This is a genomic window from Ornithinibacillus liuyingii (assembly GCF_055550225.1).
Map to the genome: position 1 here is coordinate 41,283 of NZ_JBPWOS010000008.1, position 26,111 is coordinate 67,393.

Genomic DNA, 26,111 nt, shown 5'->3' on the forward strand with positions numbered 1-26,111 from the left:
TATCATTAGTAAAATTCGTTTTTTTACACAATCGAGAAAGACTTTATACTTTCCTATCTTCTCAAAAAAATCTCCCTCTTATGTGATCACATAGAGGGACTTTTAGTTAGTTTTTCTTGTTTAGAAGTTCTTTAATCTCCGCTAGCTCTTTCTGTACTTCAGCAAGCTTAATATCAGTTGGAGAAGGGCTTTCTTCACGATTTGCCTCTTCGACATTATTGACAATAACACCAATAAATAAATTTACAATAACAAACGAGCCAATCATAATGAATGTAACAAAATACCACCATGAGGAAGGATCCTCCGCTAGTATTGGCCTCATGACACCACTTGCCCAGGATTCCAGTGTAATGACCTGGAAAAGGGAGAGCAGAGAGTCATGCAACGTTCCAAAATACTCAGGTGCAATTTCGTTGAATAACATCGTACCAATAACGCCATAAATATAAAAGAATATACTTAATAACAATACAATCGTACCCATAGAAGGGATGGTTAAAATTAATGCATTAACCATTTTTCGGAGCGAAGGTATAACAGACACTGCACGAAGCACCCTTAGTACTCGGATAATACGAAGTACTGTTACATAATGACTACCAACTAGGACATGACCTAATGTCACAATAACAAAATCAAATATGTTCCATGGATCCTTTAAAAATCCCTTTATCGATTTCCTTCCGATTAGACGGATAATAATTTCGATTGTAAATATCCATAATAACAGCTTGTCACCTAAATAGATCCAATCGTGGTATTTGCTCGCTATACCTGCGTAAGTCTCTAACCCTACTAATATAGCATTTATCATAATTAATACAATTATCGTATTCGTGAAAACAGGATGTTCTGAAATTCTAGCACATGCTTTTCTTAATGGATTCATTTGTAGACGCTCCTCCTCTCATAACATTTTACGGAACACAGGCAATTCTGTCATCTATTAATTGTTAGGAATCATTATTTATGAATCAATTGCTGGTAGAAAATAAAAAAGCCAACACATTCGCTCATAGCTAATGTATTAGCTTTTTCTACTACTAGCGAGAAAGAATTTATTTTCCTATCTACAAAAAAGATGGTATAAAGCTATTAAGCTCTATACCACCTTTCTCAAACTTTTCAGCTGCCTGCTACCTTTTGAGCAATTTCTAGTGTTCGTTTCACTTGATGTTTGACTGCACCTTGAACATCTTCCACCATTTTTCCATCTTGACCCTGAGATACACTGGTTCCATACGGATTGCCACCTGCTTGAAATAGTACCTGGTCGGTATATCCAGGAGGTACGATGATTGCACCCCAATGCATCATCGATGTATATAGTGCCAGGATGGTTGCTTCATGACCGCCGTGAGGGTTTTGTGCTGATGTCATTGCACTAACTACTTTATTTACCGTTTTCCCAGACGCCCAAAGACCACCTTGTGTATCAATGAATTGCTTCATTTGAGACGGAACATTACCAAAGCGAGTTGGCGCGCTAAAGATAATCGCATCGGCCCATTCAATGTCATCACTAGTTGCTTCTGGTACATCCTTTGTTGCTTCGTAATGTTCCTTCCATGCAGGGTTAGATGCAATAGCTGCTTCTGGTGCAAGCTCTGGTACTTTTACCACTTTCACCTCAGCACCTGCTTCTTTTCCCGCTTCTTCTGCCCATTTTGCAAGCTGATAGTTAATGCCTGTAGAACTATAATAAATTACCGCTAGTTTTACCATATTCATTCTCCTTTTCATCATCGTTACGCTTGTATTATTTACCAATTCGATTCATTTAATCATGACTAGCATGATTTTGTTGATAATCTATTTCGCCTAGTAGCGTCTTTCCTACATTTAACCTACCACTAAGCCATTTCGCTAAAGAGAATCTAGTTGGTTTAGCATTTCCGCCTATTCCAACTATAACCTCTAATTTTTCAGGCATGTAAACTACGGTGTGTAACGTACCAAAGAAATGATGATAATCTTTGTAAAAGAGTGGTGAATCTTCGTTGTTAAACCTTCGAAACGCTTCTTCTGGTGATAGGGGCTCAGCTTTAAATCCTTGGAGGATATGCTGACGGTGTAAGGAGGATGCAATATAGGACCTGTTTTTGCCGGTTAATTGTTCTGTATTGAAGTGGTTCGTACACATTAAATCGGATGGATATTGTACCAATTGTTCATTTGGCGTAGCCTCTATTAGACAATTCTTTCCAGAACGATCGGTCAATGAATAGTTATAACAATAGCCATGTGGAAGCTTCGTTATAAAGTCTGCTGCTTCTATCACGTTTTTACAATGCTCTAAAACTAGTCGGACAATGGTTGTCGCGATAAAACCAATACCGGTATGGCGTTCGTTTACTAAGTGTAATCCAACAACTAGCCCATGCTCATTCATTCCATCTAGTCTACCGACCATTTGTTGGCTAAACCCGATACTTGCATAGCCCTTTTCTGGCTTATGGAAAACCAAACGGCCGTCATATAGTTCTGGGGTAAAATCATAATTGCGAACATAGTAGCTCCCCTGTGAGAAGGCTGTACATCCCATGGAGGGTAATGATAGATTGTATCCACTGTACATTCGTAATATCGTATAAAAATCCAGCTCTAACCCAGCTGCTAGGCCCTGCAACTCTTCTAAAAAACTTGAAAAATCCCGCTTTAATAAAGTATAGATTTCTTCTGCGTCTGTCTTAGAAGAAGTAGCCTGAAGCTCATCAAACCGATGACCGAATTCTATATGCTCTGCCTGTAAACGGCCAATTTCATAATTGGTCCCCTCTAATTCCACTACATGTACAAATAGTTTCTTTCTCATTTATTCTCCCCCTAATTTCATTACTGGTATCATCATCGTGACTTGCTTTAAGTTATCTCCGTGATACTTTTCCATCAAGGAGCCAGTAGAAATATAGCCATTGTCACTAACATATTTCATAAGACTACGATAAACACTACCAATGTTGGAAAAGTCTCCTTGAAAGGTTGTCGCTACACATAGAGCTTCATTGATCATTTCTTCTTTTTCAAATAAGGTACTGCTCGAAATGTCACTGGAATTATCGATTCCAAAGCCTATCCATGCTTTTACCGTTTCCGTTCCAGACGCATATTGTAAGTAAGAATTTCGAACCGCCACATTATACTTATTTAGCTCTTCTATTCCCCTTAATAACGCTGCTCCGAATTCCCCCTGATGACCTTCAGCCAAAAACCAGACCACTCTCTCCCGTTTTCGTTCATATAAAAAGAATTCCTTTATGGAACTGTTACTCTCTAAGAACTTAATTTGCACATCCAGTAATGCTTTTTGCTGGTTTAATAGACGAATCCATGATTGTTTCATTTGCTCCTGAGCAGGCTCAGTGGCTAAGAGATATGTTTGAATGTCACTTATCGGCACATTTGCTAAGCGCAAACTTACAATTAATCTAGCAAGGTCTATTTGTTCTTCTTGATATACCCGATAACCGTTCCCTTCCTTTCTATTGGGCATCAGTAAGCCCTTTTCTTCATAGAAACGTAGCGTGCTTTTCGGTATTCCACTTCTTTTGGAAAATTCTTGTATAGATAGCATCTCATTCCCTCCTACATTTAAGATAAACCTTAAAGTAACTTGAAGGTCAAGGGGAAGGTGAGTAAAAACAGCATGGGCTTATCCACGTTAAAAAACCCGAATGACTCTACAATATCACACTAACATATCCTTAACTTTTCATGAGAGGATATGTCAGTGTAACGTTGTGCTTCATTCGGGTCTCTATCTTATCGTTATGTCTGCACTACTTCCATAGATTAGACTAGTGAATTTAGCTCTACGGCTAATTTCGCACCTAATACTGCATTATTTTTAACAAGTGCAATATTAGAATCTAAACTCTTTCCGCCAGTAATTTCTTTAATCTTTCCAAGTAGGAATGGCGTTGTGTCCTTTCCTGTTATCCCTTTTTCATCTGCTTCCTTTACGGCTGAAGCAATGGCATGATTAATTACTTCCTCAGGCATTGCATGCTCTTCCGGAATTGGATTAGCAATAACCGCTCCACCTTGAAGCTCTATATCCCATTTTGATTTTAATGTCTTCGCAATGACATCTACGTTCTCCGCTGAGAAGTTGACCGGATATTCGCTTGTTCTCGTATAAAATGCAGGTAAAACTTCTGTCTGGTAACCGATTACGGGAACCCCTTTTGTTTCTAGGTATTCCATTGTTAGTCCTAAATCGAGAATGGATTTAGCTCCAGCACATACTACTGCTACATTCGTTTGTGCAAGCTCTTCTAAATCTGCCGAAATATCCATGGTTGTTTCTGCACCTCGGTGTACACCACCAATACCTCCCGTAACAAATATGTTAATATCAGCAAGCTCTGCACAAATCATTGTAGCAGCTACTGTAGTTGCTCCTAATTGCTTCGTAGCTAAAATGTATGGAAGGTCACGACGGGAAACCTTCGCAACACCTTGACTATTGCCAAATTGCTCTAATTCCTCATCTGTTAAGCCTACTTTAATTTTCCCATCAATCAATGCTATCGTAGCAGGTACAGCACCATTATCACGAATGATTTGTTCCACTTCGCGAGCTGTTTGCACGTTTTGTGGATATGGCATCCCATGAGAGATGATAGTCGATTCCAATGCAACTACTGGTTTTCCTTGTTCCTTTGCTTGTTTTACTTCTGCTGATAGTTCTACATAATGTCTCATTCTACTTCCTCCATATCTAATTTAAGTTGTTGAGGTGTCAAATCTTGTCTTACGGTATAATTCGTTTGGATTGTTTTAGAAGAATTAACGGCAGCTGCCTTCGCGATAGTAGGAAGACTTTCCCCTTCCAGCCATGCATAGATTACCCCTGCAGAAAAGGCATCTCCTGCCCCTGTAACATCATGGACATTCGTCACTTCTAATGCTGGCATATGATGAATTCCTTCTTCTAGATTTCCGATTAGTGCTCCTTCTTTTCCATTGGTTACTACAATATTTTCAATTCCTAATTGCAACCATTTATGAGCTGCTTCTTGCCAGTCTGCCTTCGTCTTAATAGCGATATCGAAAAAGGCCTCGGTCTCATCACAGTTCGTAATTAACCAGGTTAGTCCTTGTAAGTCCTTCGGTAGTCTGTCCATCTTCGGGGCAGATACCGCAATAAATACTAGTGGAATATTTCTACTTAAGGCAAACTGTTTGATAGAAGCTAACGTATCCATAGGCAAGTTCAAATCGGCTACGAAACATCTTGCCAGGGAGAACTTAGAAAGCTTTGGTTGTAGTACTTCTGGTGTAATGGAATCATAAATATCCATATCCGCTAAAGCCAATACTAACTCACCCGATTGATCAATCACAGCTGAATAAGACCCTGTCGCTTCTTTTACTAATGGAATGGTATGGGTTAGGCTCATATAGCTAGAGGAAGCCTCTTCAATAAAATGCCATTCCGCGTCAAAACCGCTGGCCGTGAGTAGCGATACATTTTTCCCTAACCGTCCTAGATTCTCTGCGACATTTCTAGCCACTCCACCTGCACTTTGTACAGACCTGATTGGATTCGAAGTCCCATACTGAAGCTTACCCTTTATGTAAAACTTCCGGTCAACATTCGCGCCACCTATGCAGACAATTTGCTTATCGTCCCCTACAATATAGGCTTTGCCGTGAATATAACCTTTTTTCACTAGACCTGAAATAAGGTTCGCAACGGAAGGTCTGGATAGATTCATCTCCTCTGCCAGTTCCTGCTGTGAAATAAAAGGGTTTTTCTTAATTAAATTAAAGAGTTTTTGTTCATTTTCATTAAGTGAGAAATTCATATCATGCCACCTAACCAAACTTTTGTTTATATTATAAACTTATGTTTATTATGTTAGTATGTTTATTGGATAAAGTCAATTGTTTATGGAAGAAAAACTGATAGGTATTAAAATGGCTTTCGATTCTCTTTTCGATGCAGAAGCTGTAAAAAAGACCTCGCTTCCTACCGAAGCGAGGTCTAACAAACAAGCATGGCGATTATTTAAACCAACCCTTTTCCTTAAAACGAGAGATAGCTTCGATCCGATTGCTAGCCTCCAATTTGTCTAGGATTACCGATACATAATTCCGCACTGTTCCTTTGGTAAGGAAGAGCTGGTTTGCTATTTCTTCTGTGTTCTTTCCTTCCGCAATCAAATGAATAACCTGCTCTTCCCGGTCGGAAAGTGGGTTTTGCTCTTTATTGAATGCTATATCGATTAATTCAGGTGCATAGATTTTTCTTCCTTCCATAATGATGCGGATTGAATTTGCCAATTCTTCACTTGGACTGTCTTTTAATAAATATCCACTTACATTGGCATCCCTTGCACGTTCAAAATAACCTGCTCTAGCAAATGTTGTTAATATAATGATTTTACATGCCTCATTTTTTAATTCTTCGGCTACATCTAAGCCACTCTTTAAAGGCATTTCAATGTCCATTATACAAATATCCGGTTGATGGAGCTTAACCATTTCTAAGGCTTCGACGCCATCTTGGGCTTTTCCGACAACCTCCATATCATCCTCTAAATCTAGCAATGAACCAAGTGCCCCGAGTAGCATCCGTTGGTCCTCTGCAATCACAATTCGAATCATGACAACCTCTCCTCTGGTAATGGTTGAACAACATTTGGAACGCTTATCGAAAGCAGGGTACCATTCCCACTTTCCATATGTAAAATTCCGTTAACAAAGTCTAAACGTTCTCTCATACCACGTAGCCCATTACCTTTTTTATCTGTAATCTCTCCGATCCCGACACCATCATCTTGTACTTGGATACAAATCTCACTCGGTGTTTGTTGAATGGCAATTCGACAGGATGTAGCCTTGCTATGCTTTATGATATTGGTTACAGCTTCCTTTAGGCACATACTGAGTACTCCTTCTACAAATAATGGCGTATGCACAAGCTTCGGGTCACCTTCTAACACGTATTCCATTTCCGCAGCCTCCAGCACCTGTTGAACATGAATTACTTCATCCTCTAATCTTGTCGTACGCATATCGGAAACCATTTCCCGTACTTCCTTTAATGCTGTTCTTGCTGTTTGATGAATATCAAGAATCTCTTTTTGGACCCTTTCTGGATGCTTTTGAAGTAATCTTGCAGCTAAATCACTTTTCAATCCAATTAAAGATAGCTTTTGTCCCAATGTATCATGCAAATCCCGAGCGATGCGTTGCCTTTCTTCTAAAATCATTAATTGGGAGATTCGATTATTGGCATCCTCTAATTGGTCCTCCAGTTTTTCTCGATTTATACGGTAGAATATATTAACAGGAATTAGTATTACCCCAATAACACTAATTACGATGAATGGTAATTGAGAAAAGAAGATTTGGCTTTGCGTAAAGAAACCAAGAGTAGTTGCAGAAATAGTGGTAACTAAATTAACGACATATAATGTAATAAATCCTGCCTTATTTTGGATATTTCCCATATAGAAGGCAAGAAAAAGAGAAAAATATACAAATCCAAAGTAAATCGTCATTCCAATGCTAATTGCTATTTCTATTCCAACAGACAAATAAACCGTCCAGCCTTTTTTGATAAACGATAATCGATATGCGGTAAAAAACAATACAACCATCAAAATGCCAACTAATATTTCGATTGGCGTAAAGTAACGAATAATGAAATAGAAGGGTAAAATACAAAATACAATCCACAAATAAATGCTAAGTCCTGTATTCTTGTAGATAATTTGATACCATTTTTGCATTTGATACCCTCCTAAGTTCTATTTCTCCTGAGTATAGCAGATAACCAGTCATACAAAAACCCTTTCATCGATAATAAAAGGGCTTTTGGATTCACTATTTATCTTCTATACTAGCTCTTCTCGTCGATAACTGCAGGTCGTTCTTTTGCGCTTTCACTTGATCCTTTATTTCCTTAAAACTGACAAAGGTTTTACTAGCTTCATCATACAATCGGAAATGAATCGATTTTAAGCTTGTTGCTAAAGTGATTGTTGTCGCCTTTTGCAATGGTGGTGTGGATTCATGTGCCTTTTCTAGGTTATAATTTGGCACTCTTGGGCTTAAGTGGTGTACATGATGATACCCAATACTACCTGTTAACCATTCGATAATCTTAGGAAGCTTGTAATAAGAGCTCCCATCAACAGCAGCCTTCACATAATCCCATTCCTCTTCATTCTCAAAGTAGGAATCCTCGAACTGATGTTGAACATAAAACAACCAAATGCCTGCCGCACCTGCAATAAATAAAATAGGGACTTGAATAATTAAAAATGCCTGCCAGCCTATCGCCCAAATCAAAAGGGCATAAATAGCTGCAATGAATAAATTGATTAAATACGTATTGAACCGCTCTTTTCGCTTTGCCCCTTTACGATTAAATCGATTCGAGATTAAAAATAAATAAAGAGGACCTAGCCCGAACATGACGATTGGATTTCGGTAAAGACGATAAACTATCCTTTTCCATGTAGAGGCTTCTACATACTCATCAACCGTCATTACCCAGACATCACCGATTCCGCGTTTGTCTAAATTGCTGCTTGTTGCATGATGGATAGAATGACTCCATTTCCACTTTTCAAATGCAAAATGGGTGATAATTCCCGTAATCGTACCAACAATTCGATTGGCCTTTTTATTTTTGAAAAAGGACATATGGGTACAGTCATGGAAAATAATAAACGTTCGCACAACAAAACCTGCAGCGATAATGGATAGAGCTATCGTTAACCAAATCGATATGGAAAGGCTTTGATAGGCGAGAAACCAAAGGAGAATAAACGGAATGATTGTATTCAAGATCTGAATAATACTGGTTTTAGTGTTTGACTTTGCATATGGTGTTACACTTTTTCTTAATTGTGCCTGCTTTTCTTTACTCATCTTGTTCCCCCTATTTCATTCATATATTATCTTTAATAATAATCGGAGAGGTTGTCCGTTTTAAGTCACATTCGTCAGTTTCTTCATATGACAAATGTCATATTAGCTGCACGCGATGGTTATTAATCAGTTTTGTATAAGGCACAGAGTTTTTTAGCGAAATTAGAAAAGGTGATGATTTTCATCACCACCATAAAAATTCTTTATTTTTCATCCACATTAGATAGGTGTAAAGGAGGCGGTACAAGCCATCCTTTTTCTTTATTCAAGCGAAGAATCTTCATACCTAAAGCTGCCTTTTGGTTATGAATTGTACCAAATAGTGTTGCTATATCCTCACGAACCGATTGACCAATCATTTCACTAGCCGCTATTAAGCCCGCAGCAACATCGGCTGACATTTTAGAAGCGATCTCGTTATCCATAAAACGCGCACCAGTTGGAATGGATTCCAAATCAGCTTTTGGACGTTCAGGTGGGGTAGGTGGTAAACCAATCCCATTATTCTTGAGCAGCATTTCAATATCTGACATTTCCTGATTGCCTAGATCAATGGCTTCTTGTATTAACTTTTTTAAGTCTTCGTCACCTGCATGGTTTAACAGTGTTTGGTACGATGCAATCATACCTTTTCCAGCATAAACAGCTGTCCATGCTCCAAACACCTCACCATAATGCATCGGTTCTTCTTGTGGATTTCCACTTAGGATTCCCATTGCCATCTTCCTTATAAAATTCATTCAATGTGCCACCTTTCTGATTCGCACATCCTTAGATTGTCTATTTCTAAGAAAATAAAACATAAATTATTTACTTTCTTTTACACTTTAACCCCTTTATGGAAAATGAATAATATTGGTTTACATAGTATAATGAATATAATAACAACCACGTACTGGAGGGGGAATCGTGAACATCGAAACGATTTTGAAGCATTTAGCTACTAGGGAACCCGGTATTATGGGCAGGGAGAATTTTAAGCAATCCGCTGTTCTCATTCCACTTGTTGAAATAGAAGGTGAAGCACATATCTTATTTGAGGTCCGATCTATGCAATTAAGGAGACAACCCGGGGATATTTGCTTTCCTGGCGGGAGGATGGACCCAGAAGACGCATCCCCGATGGACTGTGCAATAAGAGAAACTACTGAAGAGCTAGGAATCCACTATGATCAAATAACGGATGTGACCCCAATTGATTATGTCGTAGCGGATATGGGGAGAATCATCTATCCATACGTGGGAAGAATTACGAACATAAACCAAATCGCACCGAATGAGTCTGAAGTTGGCGAAGTATTCTATGTTCCAATCTCATACCTCAAACAAACAAAACCGGAATCGTATAAAGTTAACGTAGAAGTGATTCCAGAAGAAAACTTCCCCTTTGATCTAATCGTAGGTGGCGAAAAATACAACTGGCAGACACGGCATTTTGAAGAATTATTTTATCGTTATCAAGATAAAGTAATTTGGGGACTAACAGCAAAGATACTAAATCATTTTTTATATGTAGCGGACTGTCGTGAAGAATAATGTTTGTGGCCTTAGGTGGACGACTTGACGGTGAGGACTTTAGGGGTGAAACTCTGGATAAGAGTGCAGAGTGAGCTATTCTGTTCGATTATTGCGCTGAGATGCGGGCCTCTGTTACCATTTCTTGCGCGTAGCCTTGAAAAGGGGAACAGAGTTCGCTCCTCTGTACCTTTTTCATACTGGGGCCTCCCATTATGGGCACTGATAACTCTCCTCTGCTACCTTTTCACGCTTACATCTCCCATTATGAGCATTGATCACTCCCCTCTGTTACCTTTTCATGCTAGCTTTCCCATAAAAGGCACTAATTACCCTCCCCTATAACCTCAACGGACAAGAATCCCTGAATAATGTCATGGTAAAAACCCCCAAGCCAAGGCCGGGGGGTCTAATGTGATGACTATTTTAATCCCAGGTTATCGTAACTGGGGCAATTTCATCGATTACTTCTTTATAGGTATCTCGTTCTTCTTTTCTCATCCATAGGTGAACTATTCCATAATCGGTGCTTGTTCGAATTAGTCGGCCAATTCCTTGGCGTAATCGCAATAGCATATAAGGCGCATCTACTTCTCGTTCTGGGTCGATTGCATGTTTCCGTTTTGCTTTAAACACTGGATCTTTTGGCGGGAATGGTAAGGAAGAGATAATAACCTGTGTTAATGCCTCGCCCGGAATATCTAAGCCTTCCCATAAATGATACGCACATAGCACGGATTCTGGATTTTCTTGGAATCTTCGTACGGTCTCACTTATTTCTTGATCGCCTTCGAAATAAATAGGTTGCACCCATGATTTCTGGTTCGACCATATGCGGAAATCATCCATTTCTTCTACGGTTGAAAATAAGAGAAGTGTACTTCCATTATTTTGCTCCATTTGCTTTTGTATAGTGAGCCATTTATCTTCTTTTGTATTCTCCATATAGGCATTCATCTTCATTTGCTGTTCATAATCAAATGGTGAATCAACAGAAAACGAATCATACGTATCTATTCCTAAACTGTTTGCCAGATAGGAGAAATCTCCACCTTGAGAAAGGGTGGCAGATGAAAAGACAAATGGAATGCCCTTGGAAAATACTTCCTTTTTAAACACATCTTCTACCAATCTAGGCATCATGACTAATGTTGTCGTATCACGTGTTTCTTCCAACCAGAAGATACCCTCATCTTCTTTTAAGAAAATGGATAAACCATAATGATAGAACTCCAAGTATTCTTCAATAATCTTTAGATGGTAGCCATCTATCGTAAACATCTCCGAATCAAATACTAGCTGATCGAGAAGTTTTTCCACTTTTTCAAATAAGCTAGAAGCGATAGCTAGCATACGATCTGATAATTCAATTTCTTTCCGGTTAGAGCCTACTACATCTATTGCCACACTACCTAGCAGATCAAACCAATCCTCATGTAAGGTTAGGATATCTTCAATCAAATAAAGCGATTCCTCACGAACGTCCTGGCCCATGTATCCTGTAAGAACATTATGTAATGTTTCCGAATGAAAACGATACGTTAATCCCTTTTGCGCAGCAAATTCTAATAGATGTCCTTCGTCAAAGATAACCGCACTTGCCTCTGGTAGTAATGGAATCTGACCTTCACGCTTACGAGATTCCTTCGTCCAAACATGCTCCATATAAAAATCATGGGAACAGATGATTAAATCCTTGGCATGACGATAATATTCCCTGTTTAATGTTTGCCCACTGCGATGTCTTAGTTCACAGGTAGAACATTGCTGCAGAGGATCCCATGCAATTTTCTCCCATGTTTCATCCGAAACCCACGGATATTCTTTCCTGTCTCCATATCGTTCAAAAATCTTCTTAGCAGAACTATAATCATAAACAAAGTCCGGAATTTCATCATGTACTCTTATGATATCCTCGTTATCTGTAATTTCCGCAACCCGGTCCAGCTTTCGTGCACAAACATAATTCTCTCTCGCCTTAGTAAGCCTGACATCAACTTCAATCCCAAGTGCCTTTTCTAGTTTCTCTATATCTCCACCTTGTTTGACAAGCTGTTCAATAAGAGTTTCATCAGCACAGGAGATAATTGCTGGCTTGCCTATATAACGTGCATAGCATATTGCATAAATCAAATAAACAAACGTCTTTCCTGTACCAACTCCTGCCTCCGCAAAGATTGTTCGTTTATTCTTAAAAGCTTGCTCCAATTGAAAAGCCATATAGATTTGTTCATCACGTAATTCGTATCCTTGTTCCGGTAAAATATCATAGAAAACATCTCCAACATAATCACCTAGTCGGTCAAAGAAGTTTTCCGTCTTCGATACGGTAAATGGTAAGGCATTTATTTTCGTCATTGTTTATTCCCTCTTTACGATTTATCATGAATCATATTGTACCATGTAGTAGAGAAGTATTCGTATTTAAAAGATTTTCCATCAAAAAAGTTGCTTACATTTTGTTTTTTAGCAATTTTAGTTTATCATTAAGATAGTATCTTTTTGCATCGGAGGAATCATATGAACCTAAGCATAGAAACACTAATTTTTCTATTTTCCGCTATGTTAATCATCGGTGTTCTAGCCACCAAATTCTCTTCTCGACTCGGTCTACCTGCACTTATTCTGTTTTTATTAGCCGGAATGCTTATGAATGGCTATATTTATTTTGATGATGTTAAATTAACCCAATTAATTGGAATTATGGCATTAATCGTCATCCTATTTGATGGTGGTACGCAAACCAAGTGGACCAGCATCAGACCAATTATTGGACCAGCTGGTGTTTTAGCAACGCTAGGCGTGCTATTAACAACGGTTATTACTGGTTTAGCCGCTATGTATATCTTTAACCTCTCGTTATTAGAAGGGATGCTCTTTGGAGCAATTGTTGGTTCCACAGATGCCGCTGCAGTATTCTCCGTATTAGGAAACACGAATTTCAAAAAGCGACTCACTGCTACACTAGAAGCAGAATCAGGGTCAAATGATCCAATGGCAGTATTTTTAACAGTAGCACTAATTGAATTGATTCAATCACCAGATGCTTCTATTTGGATGGCGATTGGTAGCTTCTTCCTTCAAATGGGATTAGGATTATTGCTCGGTTTACTCTTTGGTAAAATAACAGTTGCTATCATCAATAATATTAAATTAGATACATCGGGACTCTATCCTGTTCTAGCAATGGGTGCTGCAATCTTCACCTATGCCTTCACCGATTTTGTAGGTGGAAGTGGACTACTAGCGGTTTATGTCATGGCTGTATTTGTGGGCAATAGTGATCTAACCTATCGCTTTACCATTACCCGCTTTAATGAAGGTTTCGCCTGGATGATGCAGATTGTAATGTTTATCCTACTAGGTCTATTAGTTTTCCCAAGCCATCTTGTCGATGTCATCTGGCAAGGAATTCTATTAGCGATAATCTTAATGTTTATTGCCCGTCCTGTTGCGATCTTTATCAGTATGATGTTCATGAAATATAATCTAAAAGAAAAAGTTTTTATATCATGGGCAGGGTTAAAGGGAGCCGTACCGATTGTTCTTGGTACCTACCCAATTATTGCTGGGGTAGAAAATAGTGAATTGATTTTCAATGCGGTGTTCTTCGTTGTCTTCTTCTCCGCTCTCGTCCAAGGGGGATCTTTACCTTGGCTCGCTAAAAAGCTAGGACTGGATAATGACCAAGATGAAACAGCACCAAGTATTGAATTAATCAATCTTGGAACGACAGAGTCTGAGATAATGAAAATGACGATTGTAAAAGGAAGTCCTGCCAATGGGCTCTCCCTTAATACGCTGGATTTACCTAAGGATACATTAATTATTGGTGTAACCCGGAACAACAAGCTCATCACACCGACAGGAGAAACGGTAATTCAAAAAGGTGACACCGTGTATGTATTAAGTGATAAAGAGAGTAGACCAAAAGCAAAAGAAGCATTAGTAGGAAAGTAGTAATGAACAGCATGTAATAGTCTAGAATAAATTTAAAAACCGATTAGCTCCCTCCCCAGAAAGCTAATCGGTTTTTTCGTTCTATATAAAACAAAACCCTTTTATCGTCAGTAATCAAGCTGCCCCAAGATTACCGTTATCATGGAATTGACTATCTACTCGGTAGCCAATCCATCTGCCCCCTTTTTCTTTAAAAAGCTATTTCGTCACCGTTTCCGCCTCTAGCATGGAACCATATTTCGCAAAATTTCCATGCCATGAAAATGCCTTTTCCAGCACATGTGGGGTCTGCCCACCCCGTTCTAGTGCTTCCTCGTAATATTTCCACAGCTGCGGTCGGTATGTTGGATGTGCACAATTTTCGATGATCAAAGGTACTCGCTCACGTGGTGCAAGCCCACGTAAATCTGCATAACCTTGCTCTGTTACTACCACATCCACATCATGTTCGGTATGGTCCACGTGAGATACAAATGGAACGATACTGGAAATAGCTCCGCCTTTTGCTATAGATTTAGTAACAAAGATAGCTAGCCTTGCATTACGAGCAAAGTCACCAGAGCCACCAATTCCATTCATCATCCTTGTACCGGACACATGTGTCGAGTTCACATTTCCATAAATATCAAACTCTAACGCCGTATTAATCGAAATTAGTCCGAGACGTCTAATAATTTCAGGATGATTGGAAATCTCCTGTGGACGCATGATTAACTTATCACGGTATTTCTCAAAATTACGATAGACTTGATTCATCTTTTCCTCTGATAATGTAATAGAGCAGCAAGATGCCACATCCACTTTTCCTGCATCCATTAAATCGAATACCGCATCCTGTAATACTTCCGAGTACACTTCTAAGTTTGTAAACTCGGATTCTATCATGCCATGTAATACAGCATTGGCGACTGAACCTATCCCCGATTGCAATGGTGCTAGTTTTTCAGTTAACCGGCCTTTAGCAATCTCTTTACGAAGAAAATCTAGTAAGTGATTAGCCATGATTTGTGTTTCTTCATCTGGTGGTACTATCGTCGATGGGGAATCTACTTGATTTGTAAAGACGATCCCTTTAATCTTACTTTCGTCTACAGGTATTCCTAGTGTTCCAATTCGATCATTTGCCTTGGTTAATGGAATTGGATCACGTTCCCCTTGTTTACCCGGGCTATATACATCATGTAGACCCTCTAACAATTCAGATTGCGCCAGATTTATCTCCACAATAATGGATTCTGCATTTTCAGCAAAAGCCATCGAATTACCGATAGAAGTTGTCGGAATGAGCATGCCATCTTCCGTAATGGAAATGGCTTCTAAAATCGCATAATCAACTCGTTCCACCACATTTGCTCGAAGTAATTCTGCTGTATGTGATAAATGATGATCAACAAACAAATGCTCCCCAGCATTTATCTTCTTCCTCATGGTTGGATCTGCCTGGAAAGGTAGACGCTTATGAATAATGCCAACCTCGGCAAACATCTTATCTACATCAGACCCAAGTGAAGCCCCAGTAAATACATTAACCTTAAACTTCTCTCCCGCTTCAGCACGTTTCACTAGTGCCATTGGTACTGCTTTTACATCCCCAGCACGAGTAAATCCACTTAACCCTAATGTCATACCATCCTGTATCCAGGATGCCGCTTCTTCTGCAGAGACTACACGGTCAAGTAAGCGAGGATTCTTTATTCGATTTTGAAAAACTTCCATAGCCAACCCCCATAAAAGCGTTTTCAATTAGTTTAACGCATCAAATTCTGAATTTGGGGAATTTTGATGGAATGACTGGATTTTTGTTTAACCTAGAATAAACGAAAACTAAAACAGAAGATTTTAGAATCCCAACATTTTCCTGAAATGACTAGAATAGGATTGGCTAACTGGAATACTATCCCCATTTACCATTTCTAATAAAAATGTAGAATGTGTATCAGGAAAGATTTCCTTGATATAATGGACATTCACAATATAAGAACGATGACAACGAATAAACACATCCCGGGGTAGATTATATTCAAACTCTTGTAATGTATTTTTATGTGTCCCACACATTGCCTTCGCATAGACATGTGTTTTTCTTTCTTTTACTTCTAAATAATATACATCATGAAATGGAATAGGCTTCCATCCATCATTGGTCTTTAACGTAATAACCGATTTGCCGTCTGTATAAGTTGGGAAAATCGCTAATACACAGCCTGCTACCTGCCCATTCTCATGGAAAGGAACCGCCATACCATGATAAGGCACCCCAAACACATTACGATCAATAAATTCAGATACCTTTTGATTGGTCATAAATGCCTTATGTGCAATGCTCCCTTCTTTCACCGGATCTCCAGGACTGATTTTAAGGTCTATCCGCTTACTAGGTCGATAATAAACGTATTCCCCTCCATTAGAAACTGCAATCGATATTTCATCTGAAAATAGTTCACCAATAATTTCTAAAATCTCCATATTTAATCTCCCACCTTACATTCACACGTTCCTGTTGGATAAAGATAGAATAACGGTTATTCTAACTTGGTTTACATCCATAAACTCTCTGTTAGTCAGACGCAACCAAATGCACTTTATTAGGAAGGAATAATACTATCCTGCTTGTGGTAAGCCTGACATCATTTAATTCGATTTTTCTATTAATGTTAAGCTAAAATCGCCTACTGCACCTTCTTCATACAAGTTGGTAACAGACGTAGCATAGTGTTGAATTTCAGCATGAAATTCAGCGCCTTCTACTTTGACTAGGAAGTCATTTTTATATAATTCAACAGTTACATCATGATAATCCTTATGGGTCACTTTGAACGCTAGTTTTAATTGATATCGACTTTGTCCACCTACTTCAGCTTTTGATAATTCCACTTCGTCTGCATCAATCGTTAACTCATTTAATGCTACTGTTTTTCCCATTTTGCTCACCCTTTGTCATTTATTCTGAAATGTTTTTGGCATCACAACCGCTATCACTTCACCCATAGCACAGCATGTATCCTCCGCAAATACTTCAATAGATACCTTCCACTTCTTTGGATGAATCTCTTCGGTCACACCAATTGCTTTTAATGGTACACCATGTGGAGTGGGCTTTACAAAGTCTACCTTAAGAGATGCTGTAACAAACCTAGGCGGTTCAGGAGCCTTACTTCCTGGTTCATAACCGTTTTTACGATGTAATGCTAAGGAGGCAGAGCCTGTTCCATGGCAATCAATAAGAGAAGCAATAAGCCCTCCATAAACAAATCCAGGAACAGCCATCTGTTCTGCACGAGGGGCATAGTAGGTAACCGTCCTATCTCCATCCCATCCTGTTCGTAAATGAAGCCCCTGTTCATTTAATCGGCCACATCCGTAACACCATGAATAGTCTTCTGCATATTCATCTTGAATTGCATGTACCACTTTTCCTCTCATTTTATCGCTCTTTTTTGAATATCTTGTCCCTTTTGTTCATATATTGATACCAGAGATGACAACAATTGTATTTGCCTTTATAATATACGTATTAACGTTGTGAATACAATTTTAAAAATTTTAAATAGAAAGGTGAGAGTATGGGAAAAAGAATTTTTTACTTCCTACTAACTAACGTACTTGTTTTATTAACCATTGGTATTATCTTTAGTATTTTACCTATCGGAAATTATATTGGTAATGATGGGCAAATTCAATTTGGTACCCTCCTCATTTTCAGTGCTGTGATTGGTTTCACTGGATCATTCATATCACTTGGCATGTCCCGCTGGATGGCTAAGAAAATGATGGGTGTAAAGGTTATTGATCCTAATGGACCGATGAACGAATATGAAAGAGCTGTTGTGGAAAAAGTACATCGCTTATCCAGAGCTGCTGGATTAATGCATATGCCTGAGGTTGGAATCTATCATTCTCCTGAGGTTAACGCTTTTGCAACTGGGCCATCCAAGAAACGTTCATTAGTAGCCGTTTCAACTGGTTTATTACAAGAAATGGATGATGATGCAGTTGAAGGCGTTATCGCTCATGAGGTTGCACATATTGCGAATGGCGATATGGTAACCATGACATTACTACAAGGAATCGTGAATACATTTGTCGTATTCCTATCCCGAATCGTTGCATTTGCTGTTTCTCGCTTTGTTAAGGAAGAGCTTGCACCAATTGTCCATTTCATCGCGATTATCGTATTCCAGATTGTCTTCTCAATCCTAGGAAGTATTGTCGTATTTGCGTACTCAAGACATCGCGAATACCACGCAGACCGTGGTGGAGCTGACTTAGCTGGTAAGGATAAAATGCGCCATGCGCTAGAAAGCCTAAAAGCATACACTAGCCGTATTAAAGGTGAAGACGATACATCCATTGCAACATTAAAAATTAATAACAAACGTAAATCATCCATATTTTCTACACATCCAGATTTAGATGAGCGTATTAAGCGTTTAGCATAAGCCAATAAATATAACAAGCCATCCAGTACCTTTATAAAACAGTACGGGATGGCTTGTTTATATGATTTTATCGCTAGTCATTCCTTTTTATACCCTTCTGGTTTTGAACATTTTTATTCCTATTTCATTACTACAACTTGTAAATATTAACTTTTACCACTATTTCTTACACCTATATCAGTCAACTATCATATATTTAACCTATAAGAGGTGAATAAACATGTATTATCATACGAACTACCAAAACCGTGGTACGATTCCGACAAGACAAACTGAAAACAAAGTAAAGGTCGTCGGAGAAGGTAGTGTGTTCGCTACACCAGATCATGCCACTATCTTACTTGGTGTCATTACGGAGGATGAGCAGTTACAAGAAGCACAGCAAGCCAATGCGCAAAGGACAACCAATGTCATCAACGCTCTCGTTAATGCTGGGATTTCTCGGGAAAACATTCAAACATCTGATTTTCGAGTAGACATTCAATATGACTACCAAGACGGTACTCAAGTATTCCGAGGCTACCGCGTGAGTAATTTGCTTACCATAAAAATAGAACATATAGAAAGAGTAGGGGAAATAGTCGATATAGCGATGGAAAATGGTGCGAATACGGTACGAAATATAGCGCTACGTGTTGGCAATGAGCAACGTTATTATCAACAAGCACTGGCAAGCGCCATTCGAAATGCTCAAGAAAAAGCTGCCACAATCGCAGAGACGCTCGGCGTTTCCATTCCTCAAACCCCTACCCAATTAAAAGAACTAACTAGCCATGCACCAGAAACTCCTCGCCCATATGTACTAGGCGTTGCAACTGATAGTGCCGTGACAACCCCAATTGAAGCCGGACAAAATCAAATTACAGCATTCGTAGAGGCAACCTTTCATTACTAATAAATCTATTTCAGTCAATTCCAAATCAAAAATCAAGAGGGAACTTTTCCCTCTTGATTAATCCATGTCTTCTCTATGGTGTTCTAAGTAAAATTTATCCTTATTATCCTCAAAAGGAAATAGTTTTAATTCTTTCGCTTTATCAGCATGTTCTTCGAAAATTTCATTTAAGATATCTTGTGGGTTCTTACCTTCCGTTTCGATACCTAGCTTTTCTGCAGTGTCATAAATTTTAGCCTCATGGATTTCCATAACAATCTCATGGTGCTTTTTCCCATCTATGTCAATATGGTAGGCCTCTGCTTCCTTTTCTAGAATAACTGTCTTCACTTCCTTTAGTAGCTCCTCTGTCTCTTTCCCATCCATATCGATTCCTAATTCTTCTGCCTTATGCTTAAGCTTTACATCCATTACTTCTTGGGCAATTGCTTCCGGTTCCTTCCCTTCTGTTTCAATACCAAGCGCTTCTGCCTCGTTTACTACCTTCGTATGATGGATTTCTCTTGCAAGTTCTTTTATATCCTTGCCTTCTATTTCGATACCTAGTTCCTCAGCTTTTTTTAATAGCTTTGCTTCTTTTACTTCCTTTGCCAATGCATGGAGATCTTTTCCTTCTGTTTCAATCCCTAATTCCTTCGCCTTATATTTAATCCAGGCTTCATGTTGAATTCCCTTATGTTCGTGTCGAAATTCCTCTTTCTCTTTTTTCTCCCCATCCTTTTGGAAGAAGTCAAACCAAGCTTCATCTTGTTTTTCGGCGAACACATTAGAAAGCTGCCAGGATCCAGCAACGATAATAGCCGCTAATAATAGGAAATGTTTATTCTTCACTATAATCTTCCTTTCGTTCTGATTGATATTTCCACCATTTCACTCGTTACTATTTCCAAATAATGAAAATTCATGAATAAATGTTGGGAAATTTTTACTATATTTTTTTAAAGTCTTTATGATTTCTACTAGTCTAACAAGCATTTCTTTGATACTCTTAAAAGTGGAAAGCGTTTCCGGATAAAAAATATCCCAAAATACTAGCATTCTGATTTCTAGCAGGGGATGGGGGTAAAAGATATGAGAAATTTAGTAATACTAGGCGGTGGCTATGGAGGGATTAAGGTTGCATTAGGTTTACTGGATAAAGGCTTACCAGAAGACGTAAATCTAACCATAGTAGATCGCAATCCATACCAATCATTAAAGACAGAATTTTATACGATTGTAGCCGGTACCGTTGCCGATCGCGAAGTACGAGTAGACTTTCCAAAGAATGACCGAATCCAGTATGTGTTTGCAGAAGTAGAAAAGATTGATGCAGAACATCAGCAAATCGTTTTTCGAGATCGTAGTGAAGTAATTTCATATGATTATTTAGTTGTCGCACTGGGATGTGAAGATAATTATCACGGTATTGAAGGGGCAGATATTTATACAGAAAGTGTACAATCTTTTGCTGGATCACGAAGAGCGGGTCTTGCAGTAGGAAACCTAAAAGCCTATGGTAAAGTAACGATTGTTGGTGCGGGCTTAAGTGGTATTGAAGTAGCTTCTGAAATACGCGAAAGCAGAGAAGACCTTAACATTCGCCTTCTAGATCGCGGCGGCTCTGTACTTAGAGCGTTCGATCCACGGATTCAAGGTTACGTGGCAGACTGGTTTAATAAAAACGATGTCGAGGTACTGCATCATGCCAATGTGGAATACGTAGAAAAAGACGGTGTTTGTAATAACGGTGTCTGTTATGTGAATGATGTAACGATTTGGACTGCTGGGGTACGCCCGAACAAGGTTGTCCGAGAATTACCTTTCCAAAAGGACCAGCATGAAAAAATCGTCGTTAATGATTTCTTCCAGGTACCAGCGCAACCAAACGTATATGTGATTGGTGATTGTGCATCTTCCATACACTCACCAAGTGCACAGCTAGCTGGTATTCAAGGCGAACAAACAGCAGCCGTGTTAAATTGCGTCTTGAAAAATAAAGAACCGAAAAAGCCAAAAGAAATTCGCTTAAAAGGAACACTAGGATCATTAGGTAAAAGTGATGGCTTTGGCAATATGATGAAGCAGCCAATGACTGGTATTGTTCCTCGATTAGTAAAATCTGGCGTATTATGGTTGAATAAACGTCACTAGAACTAGCTTGAAGAAAAATTTCATTTATGCATCCTTACCAGCTACCGGGAATATACGTACATCCTACCTATATATCCGGAGCTGGTGAACGCATTATTCGGTTATACATAAAGTATGCGCTAACCTCAAGAGATGTGGTATTTCCCCATTAAGCAAGAGACGATACCTATATCGATATCGCCCATTCCATTACCCATTATTATTATTTCCCTTACTTTGATCTCTTATCATTAGTGTTAATGGTTTGTCATTTCCTGTTAAATACTGATACAAAACAGATGATGTAAGCTGATAGCTTTCCTCTATCTTTTCTACGACAAAACTGGTTCGTTCGAACAATATCGATCGCAAGATACTTAATTGGCGGTATGACTTCTCCATTAATGCTTCTTGGTTTTCTAACTGACCGATTACTTTATCTTGCTTATCTTGTTGCTTGGTTACTTGCTCCGCCATCACTTGTTGCTGCTCACTAATCACATCCATTTTATGAGTGAATTGTTGATTTGCTTCGTAGAACTTCGCCAGCTGGTCTATCATAGCTTCATTGGATTGATGAATTCGATTAATCTCCTTTAAAATATCTTCATTAATAGTACTGTTCTTCTCCACAATACGATGAAGCTCCTGACTGTCACGCTCTAACATCATGATCCACTCCCTCGTCTGTTTTTCAAAAACCTGGTGCTGCTTATCCTTTTCCTTCAAGGTTTTAAGATCCTCTGACACTTCTCCCCATCGTTTCTCCTCAAGTAACCAGTGACTTTGGAAGGATCGACGTATGTCTCTCATCGCTTTCTGAAAGGAATTATTCCTTTCCTCCTGCTCGGCCAGTAGTTCCTTTACATAATCACTTTTATAATAGGACTGATTCGGTTCTTCTATTTGATTATTATTCTTAAATAAATTCGGATGTGTTTGTGTATTCATGAAAAGACTCACAATGCCCTCTCCCTTACTATTCCATTTCCACTACTTTATCGTATGCACACATGGAAAAACACGGGACAAAAAACTAATTAAAACCACTGAGAATGCGGCAGGTAGTACGTTGTTATAGCAGGAAACTTAAAAGGCATTCACTAAATTATTAGCGAATGCCTTTACCCATTAATCTTTTCGGTTTAAGTACTCGTCTGGCTGGTCTCCGCCATGGGCAGAGCTATTTTTGTATTGACTCTTTCTCCCGTTACGGTGCTCGCCATGATTTCTGTTTTCCTTGAACATATTATTGAATTCCTTTTCCTTATTGACCATCGTTTCGCCTCCCTTCCCGTATGAAAATTAGTGTTAGGATTAGTGGATAAACTTATACACATATCAAATATGCTTTAGAACTGCTATTTAATAATTCCTTAATCATTCTCCTCTACTCCAAACAGCAGTAAATACCAAATTCCCAACATGATTGTTCCTAAAATTGCCTACTTATCATTAAATTTTAGAATATTTAAAATGTAAATATGGTAGACTACAACTAACAACAAACTTTACGTTAAGTGAAACATAATACGACGTGATGGCGTCTTATAAGAGATTAGGAAGTTAGGAGGAATTAGAGTGGGCCACTCGAAAGCATTCCATCCGACGTACGATAATGAGGGCATTAAGGAACTGCAGTCCAATCCAGCCCTTGCCATTGAAACAATTATGGATACGTACGGTGATGAAATAAAGCGCTTAGTCTTTGCATATATGAAAAATTCAGCAGATACGGACGATGTGACACAAGAAGTATTTGTCACGATTTATCAAAAATTAAATACGTTTCAAGGGAACTCTTCCTTAAGAAGCTGGATTTATTCCATCGCAATTAATAAATGCAAGGATCATTTAAGAAGCTGGCAATCAAGGAATAAACGCTTAAAGGAGAAGCTCATTTCTTCCTCACAATCAATGAAAACAGTAGAATTGACGCCAGAAGAAATGACCCTCCAAAAGGATAATTCCAGCGAGCTTTTTCAAAAAGTAATGGATCTACCCATTAAATACCGAGAAGTCATCATTCTTTTCTATTTTAAGGACCTTTCAACGAAGGAAATCGCAAAGGTACTGACTATGAATGAGGCTACTGTACGAACACGTCTTAATCGTGGGCGGAGTAAATTGAAGGAATGCTTATCTTCTGAAAAGGGTGGTGTCAGCCATGGATAAGCAGTTTAACGATTTAAAAAATGAATTTAACCAAATTCCCACATCATTTACCGAGAACGATAAACAAGCGGTCCGCAATAAAATAGAGGAGCTTACGAATAAACCGATTCGCAAGTCTAAACCAGCCATTCCAGTCTGGATTACTGCTTCAGCCATTACCGCTGTTGCACTATTATTGATTGTCGTAGTGCAAAATCAAATGGGTATGATGATAAGTAGCAACGATACGAATGGTGCAGAGAATGAAATGGTTAGCTTCGATAGTGATGGATCCGAAGTGGAAGCAGGGATGGCAATAGAAGAATCGATGGAGGATCATGCATCTACGTTTGATCAAGAAACGAACAATAAAAAAGAAGAAGCAGATTCTCTACTATTTAATCCCGACACAATTGAACCAGATATGTGGTTAGGAAATATGCAAGTGGAAGAGGTGAAGCATCAAGGTGAAGAAGCTATCATCACACTTCGTAATCGTGAAGCCCAAGCAATATCTGGACAATTCACAAGCGATGAACGGTTAAGCTTTATCCCTGAAGGCCATTTACCGCCAAGCTGGTTACCACTGGCTGATCGTGATGCACACGGTAATGTGAAATTTTACTTTACTAATGAAGAATTAGCTAACCAATATAAAGATAGTCAGAACCATTCCATTGTCACGTTAGAGGTATCCGAAGTGAGTTATCACTATTCACCAGATGGATCAGAAATTAATTTAACGATTATAGATGAGTAAGGAATATTATCTTTTTCGTTTCAACGATTCTAGATTTCCGCGTGGGCAAGGATGCTTTTATGTCATCCAATGATTAAGCTAAAAAAATCCGTAACCCGATTGAATGGATTACGGATTTTCTTTATTTGCCCTAGGTGCACTTTCAAACCCGATTTTTCGATGAGTACCATCACAGAATGGCTTTATCGCTGAGTGCCCACAACGACATAAGGAAAAACTCTTTTTCGTTTCAAAAACATTGCCCTCAGCATCGACTAATTCTACATCACCAGTAATTCGGTATGAACCATTATCATTCACCTTGATAACAACCTTTTCACTCATGTGATCACTCCTTCTTGTGAAAGTTAAACTTTATTCCATAGGAACTCATAATACCTGTTTCATACGAGATAAACCTATACTAACAGCTTACGTTTCATCCATCAGAATATGATGGGTTATTGCGCTAGTCAGCTTGTTTGACACGATTCTCCATGTGACCAATCTTGGAAATCTCCAAACGAACAATATCTCCGTCTTGTAAGAATTTAGGAGTTTCCATGCCAAAAGCTACCCCGTCTGGTGTACCAGTCATGATGATGTCTCCCGGATTTAAAGTAATCAGATGAGAGATAAATTCAATTAAATACGGAATATCAAAAATGAATTTCTCCGTGTTTGATGATTGACGTACTTCTCCATTGACATAGCATGTAATATCCAGTTTCCCAGGATCCCCTACTTCATCTGGAGTTACGATCCACGGACCAATTGGTGTACTTCTATCCACTGTCTTGCCTTGTAACCATTGAGGAGTACGTTTCTGTAAGTCCCTGGCTGACACATCATTTCCTATTGTATACCCTGCAATATAGTCAAGAGCATCTTCTCTTTTTACTTTAGCGGCCTCTTTTCCAATAACGACGGTTAACTCTACTTCATAATCTAGCTTATCTGTAAAAGAGGTTTTTTCGATTGCATCATCCGCTCCGATTAACGAATTGGCAAATTTCGCAAATAGTACTGGGTATTCCGGTATCTCACTTTTCATTTCTTGAGCATGCTCTACATAGTTTCGACCTACACAAATAATCTTCGATGGTGCTGGAATTACAGGTCCTAAATACACTTCCCTTCTCTCGTATCGCTTTACCTTTTCTAACCGATTATCCTTTGCATATCCATATGCTTCCTTTACCTTTTCTATAAGAGGTAGCCCTTGCTTAAAAAACGTTGTTGGATCCGATGGTAATAACGTTTCTAGTTTGCTTTGTGATTCCATCTGCTGGTAAATTTCATAGACTTGTTGAGCATCCACTATATCGTCATTTTCCAGTACTATTCCTACACGTAAGGGGGGTTCCTCGTTTATTAATCGGTAACTAACTAGTTTCATTAT

The 26,111-nt window shown here is 38.8% G+C and carries 27 protein-coding genes; 7 read left to right on the forward strand and 20 right to left on the reverse strand.

Features of this window, described 5'->3' with window-relative positions; translation table 11 throughout:
* Positions 1–106: 106 nt before the first annotated feature.
* The 10 genes from ACSKT4_RS11945 to ACSKT4_RS11990 form a co-directional block, all read right to left on the reverse strand.
* The gene (locus tag ACSKT4_RS11945) at positions 107–892 is read right to left on the reverse strand and encodes an ion transporter (RefSeq protein WP_186868158.1); all 786 of its coding nucleotides are present in this window, start codon (positions 890–892) and stop codon (positions 107–109) included.
* Between the two features lie 236 nt (positions 893–1,128).
* Entirely contained in the window at positions 1,129–1,734 is a 606-nt protein-coding gene (wrbA, locus tag ACSKT4_RS11950; RefSeq protein ID WP_186868157.1) for an NAD(P)H:quinone oxidoreductase, read from the reverse strand.
* A gap of 49 nt (positions 1,735–1,783) precedes the next feature.
* Positions 1,784–2,818, reverse strand: coding sequence for a C45 family autoproteolytic acyltransferase/hydolase (locus tag ACSKT4_RS11955; protein ID WP_186868156.1), 1,035 nt, complete (start codon positions 2,816–2,818; stop codon positions 1,784–1,786).
* Positions 2,819–3,577, reverse strand: a complete 759-nt coding sequence (locus ACSKT4_RS11960) for a helix-turn-helix domain-containing protein (protein WP_186868155.1) — start codon at positions 3,575–3,577, stop codon at positions 2,819–2,821.
* A 218-nt stretch (positions 3,578–3,795) separates the two neighbouring features.
* Positions 3,796–4,710, reverse strand: coding sequence for a pseudouridine-5'-phosphate glycosidase (locus ACSKT4_RS11965; protein WP_186868154.1), 915 nt, complete (start codon positions 4,708–4,710; stop codon positions 3,796–3,798).
* On the reverse strand, positions 4,707–5,816 hold the full coding sequence (locus ACSKT4_RS11970; protein ID WP_186868153.1) for a carbohydrate kinase: 1,110 nt from the start codon (positions 5,814–5,816) through the stop codon (positions 4,707–4,709). The genes ACSKT4_RS11965 and ACSKT4_RS11970 overlap by 4 nt, the downstream gene beginning before the upstream one ends.
* Positions 5,817–6,015: 199 nt before the next feature.
* A complete protein-coding gene (locus ACSKT4_RS11975; protein ID WP_186868152.1) occupies positions 6,016–6,618 on the reverse strand; it encodes a response regulator transcription factor in 603 nt (200 codons plus the stop codon).
* A complete protein-coding gene (locus ACSKT4_RS11980; RefSeq protein WP_186868151.1) occupies positions 6,615–7,748 on the reverse strand; it encodes a sensor histidine kinase in 1,134 nt (377 codons plus the stop codon). The genes ACSKT4_RS11975 and ACSKT4_RS11980 overlap by 4 nt, the downstream gene beginning before the upstream one ends.
* Positions 7,749–7,842: 94 nt before the next feature.
* Positions 7,843–8,895: a Delta(5) desaturase DesA gene (gene desA / locus ACSKT4_RS11985; RefSeq protein WP_186868150.1), complete on the reverse strand. Its 1,053-nt coding sequence runs from the start codon at positions 8,893–8,895 to the stop codon at positions 7,843–7,845.
* Between the two features lie 203 nt (positions 8,896–9,098).
* The gene (locus ACSKT4_RS11990) at positions 9,099–9,611 is read right to left on the reverse strand and encodes a DUF3231 family protein (protein ID WP_186868469.1); all 513 of its coding nucleotides are present in this window, start codon (positions 9,609–9,611) and stop codon (positions 9,099–9,101) included.
* A gap of 193 nt (positions 9,612–9,804) precedes the next feature.
* Between ACSKT4_RS11990 and ACSKT4_RS11995 the strand changes: the two genes are divergently transcribed.
* The gene (locus ACSKT4_RS11995; protein WP_186868149.1) at positions 9,805–10,431 is read left to right on the forward strand and encodes an NUDIX domain-containing protein; all 627 of its coding nucleotides are present in this window, start codon (positions 9,805–9,807) and stop codon (positions 10,429–10,431) included.
* Positions 10,432–10,836: 405 nt separating this feature from the next.
* Here ACSKT4_RS11995 and ACSKT4_RS12000 read toward each other — a convergent pair whose 3' ends face one another.
* Positions 10,837–12,768: an ATP-dependent DNA helicase gene (locus ACSKT4_RS12000; protein ID WP_465823470.1), complete on the reverse strand. Its 1,932-nt coding sequence runs from the start codon at positions 12,766–12,768 to the stop codon at positions 10,837–10,839.
* 162 nt (positions 12,769–12,930) lie between these two features.
* Between ACSKT4_RS12000 and ACSKT4_RS12005 the strand changes: the two genes are divergently transcribed.
* On the forward strand, positions 12,931–14,370 hold the full coding sequence (locus ACSKT4_RS12005) for a potassium/proton antiporter (RefSeq protein WP_186868147.1): 1,440 nt from the start codon (positions 12,931–12,933) through the stop codon (positions 14,368–14,370).
* A gap of 198 nt (positions 14,371–14,568) precedes the next feature.
* On the opposite strand, the gene ACSKT4_RS12010 is transcribed toward ACSKT4_RS12005, so the two are convergent.
* The 4 genes from ACSKT4_RS12010 to ACSKT4_RS12025 form a co-directional block, all read right to left on the reverse strand.
* Positions 14,569–16,086, reverse strand: coding sequence for an acetyl-CoA hydrolase/transferase family protein (locus tag ACSKT4_RS12010; protein WP_186868146.1), 1,518 nt, complete (start codon positions 16,084–16,086; stop codon positions 14,569–14,571).
* 123 nt (positions 16,087–16,209) lie between these two features.
* Positions 16,210–16,836, reverse strand: coding sequence for a LytTR family DNA-binding domain-containing protein (locus ACSKT4_RS12015; protein ID WP_186868145.1), 627 nt, complete (start codon positions 16,834–16,836; stop codon positions 16,210–16,212).
* Positions 16,837–17,001: 165 nt separating this feature from the next.
* Positions 17,002–17,292 (reverse strand): DUF3219 family protein, encoded by a 291-nt coding sequence (locus tag ACSKT4_RS12020; protein ID WP_186868144.1) that lies wholly within the window; start codon positions 17,290–17,292, stop codon positions 17,002–17,004.
* Positions 17,293–17,307: 15 nt separating this feature from the next.
* Positions 17,308–17,793, reverse strand: a complete 486-nt coding sequence (locus tag ACSKT4_RS12025) for a PaaI family thioesterase (RefSeq protein ID WP_186868143.1) — start codon at positions 17,791–17,793, stop codon at positions 17,308–17,310.
* Positions 17,794–17,933: 140 nt separating this feature from the next.
* Here ACSKT4_RS12025 and htpX point away from each other — a divergent pair, with 140 nt between their 5' ends.
* Together htpX and ACSKT4_RS12035 are read left to right on the forward strand one after the other, a co-directional pair.
* Positions 17,934–18,809 (forward strand): protease HtpX, encoded by an 876-nt coding sequence (gene htpX / locus ACSKT4_RS12030; protein WP_186868142.1) that lies wholly within the window; start codon positions 17,934–17,936, stop codon positions 18,807–18,809.
* Between the two features lie 220 nt (positions 18,810–19,029).
* The gene (locus tag ACSKT4_RS12035; RefSeq protein ID WP_186868141.1) at positions 19,030–19,704 is read left to right on the forward strand and encodes an SIMPL domain-containing protein; all 675 of its coding nucleotides are present in this window, start codon (positions 19,030–19,032) and stop codon (positions 19,702–19,704) included.
* Between the two features lie 57 nt (positions 19,705–19,761).
* Here ACSKT4_RS12035 and ACSKT4_RS12040 read toward each other — a convergent pair whose 3' ends face one another.
* Complete coding sequence (locus ACSKT4_RS12040) at positions 19,762–20,535, reverse strand: transporter (protein WP_186868140.1); 774 nt, start codon at positions 20,533–20,535, stop codon at positions 19,762–19,764.
* 240 nt (positions 20,536–20,775) lie between these two features.
* Here ACSKT4_RS12040 and ACSKT4_RS12045 point away from each other — a divergent pair, with 240 nt between their 5' ends.
* A complete protein-coding gene (locus ACSKT4_RS12045; RefSeq protein ID WP_186868139.1) occupies positions 20,776–21,837 on the forward strand; it encodes an NAD(P)/FAD-dependent oxidoreductase in 1,062 nt (353 codons plus the stop codon).
* A 189-nt stretch (positions 21,838–22,026) separates the two neighbouring features.
* On the opposite strand, the gene ACSKT4_RS12050 is transcribed toward ACSKT4_RS12045, so the two are convergent.
* Both ACSKT4_RS12050 and ACSKT4_RS12055 read right to left on the reverse strand, forming a co-directional pair.
* On the reverse strand, positions 22,027–22,767 hold the full coding sequence (locus ACSKT4_RS12050; RefSeq protein WP_186868138.1) for a hypothetical protein: 741 nt from the start codon (positions 22,765–22,767) through the stop codon (positions 22,027–22,029).
* Between the two features lie 180 nt (positions 22,768–22,947).
* Entirely contained in the window at positions 22,948–23,094 is a 147-nt protein-coding gene (locus tag ACSKT4_RS12055) for a hypothetical protein (RefSeq protein WP_186868137.1), read from the reverse strand.
* A 303-nt stretch (positions 23,095–23,397) separates the two neighbouring features.
* Here ACSKT4_RS12055 and ACSKT4_RS12060 point away from each other — a divergent pair, with 303 nt between their 5' ends.
* Both ACSKT4_RS12060 and ACSKT4_RS12065 read left to right on the forward strand, forming a co-directional pair.
* Entirely contained in the window at positions 23,398–23,991 is a 594-nt protein-coding gene (locus tag ACSKT4_RS12060) for a sigma-70 family RNA polymerase sigma factor (RefSeq protein WP_186868136.1), read from the forward strand.
* Positions 23,984–24,730 (forward strand): hypothetical protein, encoded by a 747-nt coding sequence (locus tag ACSKT4_RS12065; protein ID WP_465823472.1) that lies wholly within the window; start codon positions 23,984–23,986, stop codon positions 24,728–24,730. Before ACSKT4_RS12060 ends, ACSKT4_RS12065 begins: the two co-directional genes overlap by 8 nt.
* Before the next feature lie 108 nt (positions 24,731–24,838).
* Here the strand turns inward: ACSKT4_RS12065 and ACSKT4_RS12070 are convergent, their stop codons facing one another.
* Positions 24,839–25,054, reverse strand: coding sequence for a CDGSH iron-sulfur domain-containing protein (locus ACSKT4_RS12070; RefSeq protein ID WP_186868134.1), 216 nt, complete (start codon positions 25,052–25,054; stop codon positions 24,839–24,841).
* Positions 25,055–25,178: 124 nt separating this feature from the next.
* Entirely contained in the window at positions 25,179–26,108 is a 930-nt protein-coding gene (locus ACSKT4_RS12075) for a fumarylacetoacetate hydrolase family protein (RefSeq protein ID WP_186868133.1), read from the reverse strand.
* Positions 26,109–26,111 lie beyond the last annotated feature (3 nt).

What these genes read in the sequence shown, in the direction of transcription:
- ACSKT4_RS11945 (WP_186868158.1), bottom strand. Translation starts at nt 892, where the DNA reads ATGAATCCATTAAGAAAAGCATGTGCTAGAATTTCAGAACATCCTGTT.
- wrbA (WP_186868157.1), bottom strand. Translation starts at nt 1,734, where the DNA reads ATGAATATGGTAAAACTAGCGGTAATTTATTATAGTTCTACAGGCATT.
- ACSKT4_RS11955 (WP_186868156.1), bottom strand. Translation starts at nt 2,818, where the DNA reads ATGAGAAAGAAACTATTTGTACATGTAGTGGAATTAGAGGGGACCAAT.
- ACSKT4_RS11960 (WP_186868155.1), bottom strand. Translation starts at nt 3,577, where the DNA reads ATGCTATCTATACAAGAATTTTCCAAAAGAAGTGGAATACCGAAAAGC.
- ACSKT4_RS11965 (WP_186868154.1), bottom strand. Translation starts at nt 4,710, where the DNA reads ATGAGACATTATGTAGAACTATCAGCAGAAGTAAAACAAGCAAAGGAA.
- ACSKT4_RS11970 (WP_186868153.1), bottom strand. Translation starts at nt 5,816, where the DNA reads ATGAATTTCTCACTTAATGAAAATGAACAAAAACTCTTTAATTTAATT.
- ACSKT4_RS11975 (WP_186868152.1), bottom strand. Translation starts at nt 6,618, where the DNA reads ATGATTCGAATTGTGATTGCAGAGGACCAACGGATGCTACTCGGGGCA.
- ACSKT4_RS11980 (WP_186868151.1), bottom strand. Translation starts at nt 7,748, where the DNA reads ATGCAAAAATGGTATCAAATTATCTACAAGAATACAGGACTTAGCATT.
- desA (WP_186868150.1), bottom strand. Translation starts at nt 8,895, where the DNA reads ATGAGTAAAGAAAAGCAGGCACAATTAAGAAAAAGTGTAACACCATAT.
- ACSKT4_RS11990 (WP_186868469.1), bottom strand. Translation starts at nt 9,611, where the DNA reads ATGGGAATCCTAAGTGGAAATCCACAAGAAGAACCGATGCATTATGGT.
- ACSKT4_RS12000 (WP_465823470.1), bottom strand. Translation starts at nt 12,768, where the DNA reads ATGACGAAAATAAATGCCTTACCATTTACCGTATCGAAGACGGAAAAC.
- ACSKT4_RS12005 (WP_186868147.1), top strand. Translation starts at nt 12,931, where the DNA reads ATGAACCTAAGCATAGAAACACTAATTTTTCTATTTTCCGCTATGTTA.
- ACSKT4_RS12010 (WP_186868146.1), bottom strand. Translation starts at nt 16,086, where the DNA reads ATGGAAGTTTTTCAAAATCGAATAAAGAATCCTCGCTTACTTGACCGT.
- ACSKT4_RS12015 (WP_186868145.1), bottom strand. Translation starts at nt 16,836, where the DNA reads ATGGAGATTTTAGAAATTATTGGTGAACTATTTTCAGATGAAATATCG.
- ACSKT4_RS12020 (WP_186868144.1), bottom strand. Translation starts at nt 17,292, where the DNA reads ATGGGAAAAACAGTAGCATTAAATGAGTTAACGATTGATGCAGACGAA.
- ACSKT4_RS12025 (WP_186868143.1), bottom strand. Translation starts at nt 17,793, where the DNA reads ATGAGAGGAAAAGTGGTACATGCAATTCAAGATGAATATGCAGAAGAC.
- htpX (WP_186868142.1), top strand. Translation starts at nt 17,934, where the DNA reads ATGGGAAAAAGAATTTTTTACTTCCTACTAACTAACGTACTTGTTTTA.
- ACSKT4_RS12035 (WP_186868141.1), top strand. Translation starts at nt 19,030, where the DNA reads ATGTATTATCATACGAACTACCAAAACCGTGGTACGATTCCGACAAGA.
- ACSKT4_RS12045 (WP_186868139.1), top strand. Translation starts at nt 20,776, where the DNA reads ATGAGAAATTTAGTAATACTAGGCGGTGGCTATGGAGGGATTAAGGTT.
- ACSKT4_RS12050 (WP_186868138.1), bottom strand. Translation starts at nt 22,767, where the DNA reads ATGAATACACAAACACATCCGAATTTATTTAAGAATAATAATCAAATA.
- ACSKT4_RS12055 (WP_186868137.1), bottom strand. Translation starts at nt 23,094, where the DNA reads ATGGTCAATAAGGAAAAGGAATTCAATAATATGTTCAAGGAAAACAGA.
- ACSKT4_RS12065 (WP_465823472.1), top strand. Translation starts at nt 23,984, where the DNA reads ATGGATAAGCAGTTTAACGATTTAAAAAATGAATTTAACCAAATTCCC.
- ACSKT4_RS12070 (WP_186868134.1), bottom strand. Translation starts at nt 25,054, where the DNA reads ATGAGTGAAAAGGTTGTTATCAAGGTGAATGATAATGGTTCATACCGA.
- ACSKT4_RS12075 (WP_186868133.1), bottom strand. Translation starts at nt 26,108, where the DNA reads ATGAAACTAGTTAGTTACCGATTAATAAACGAGGAACCCCCCTTACGT.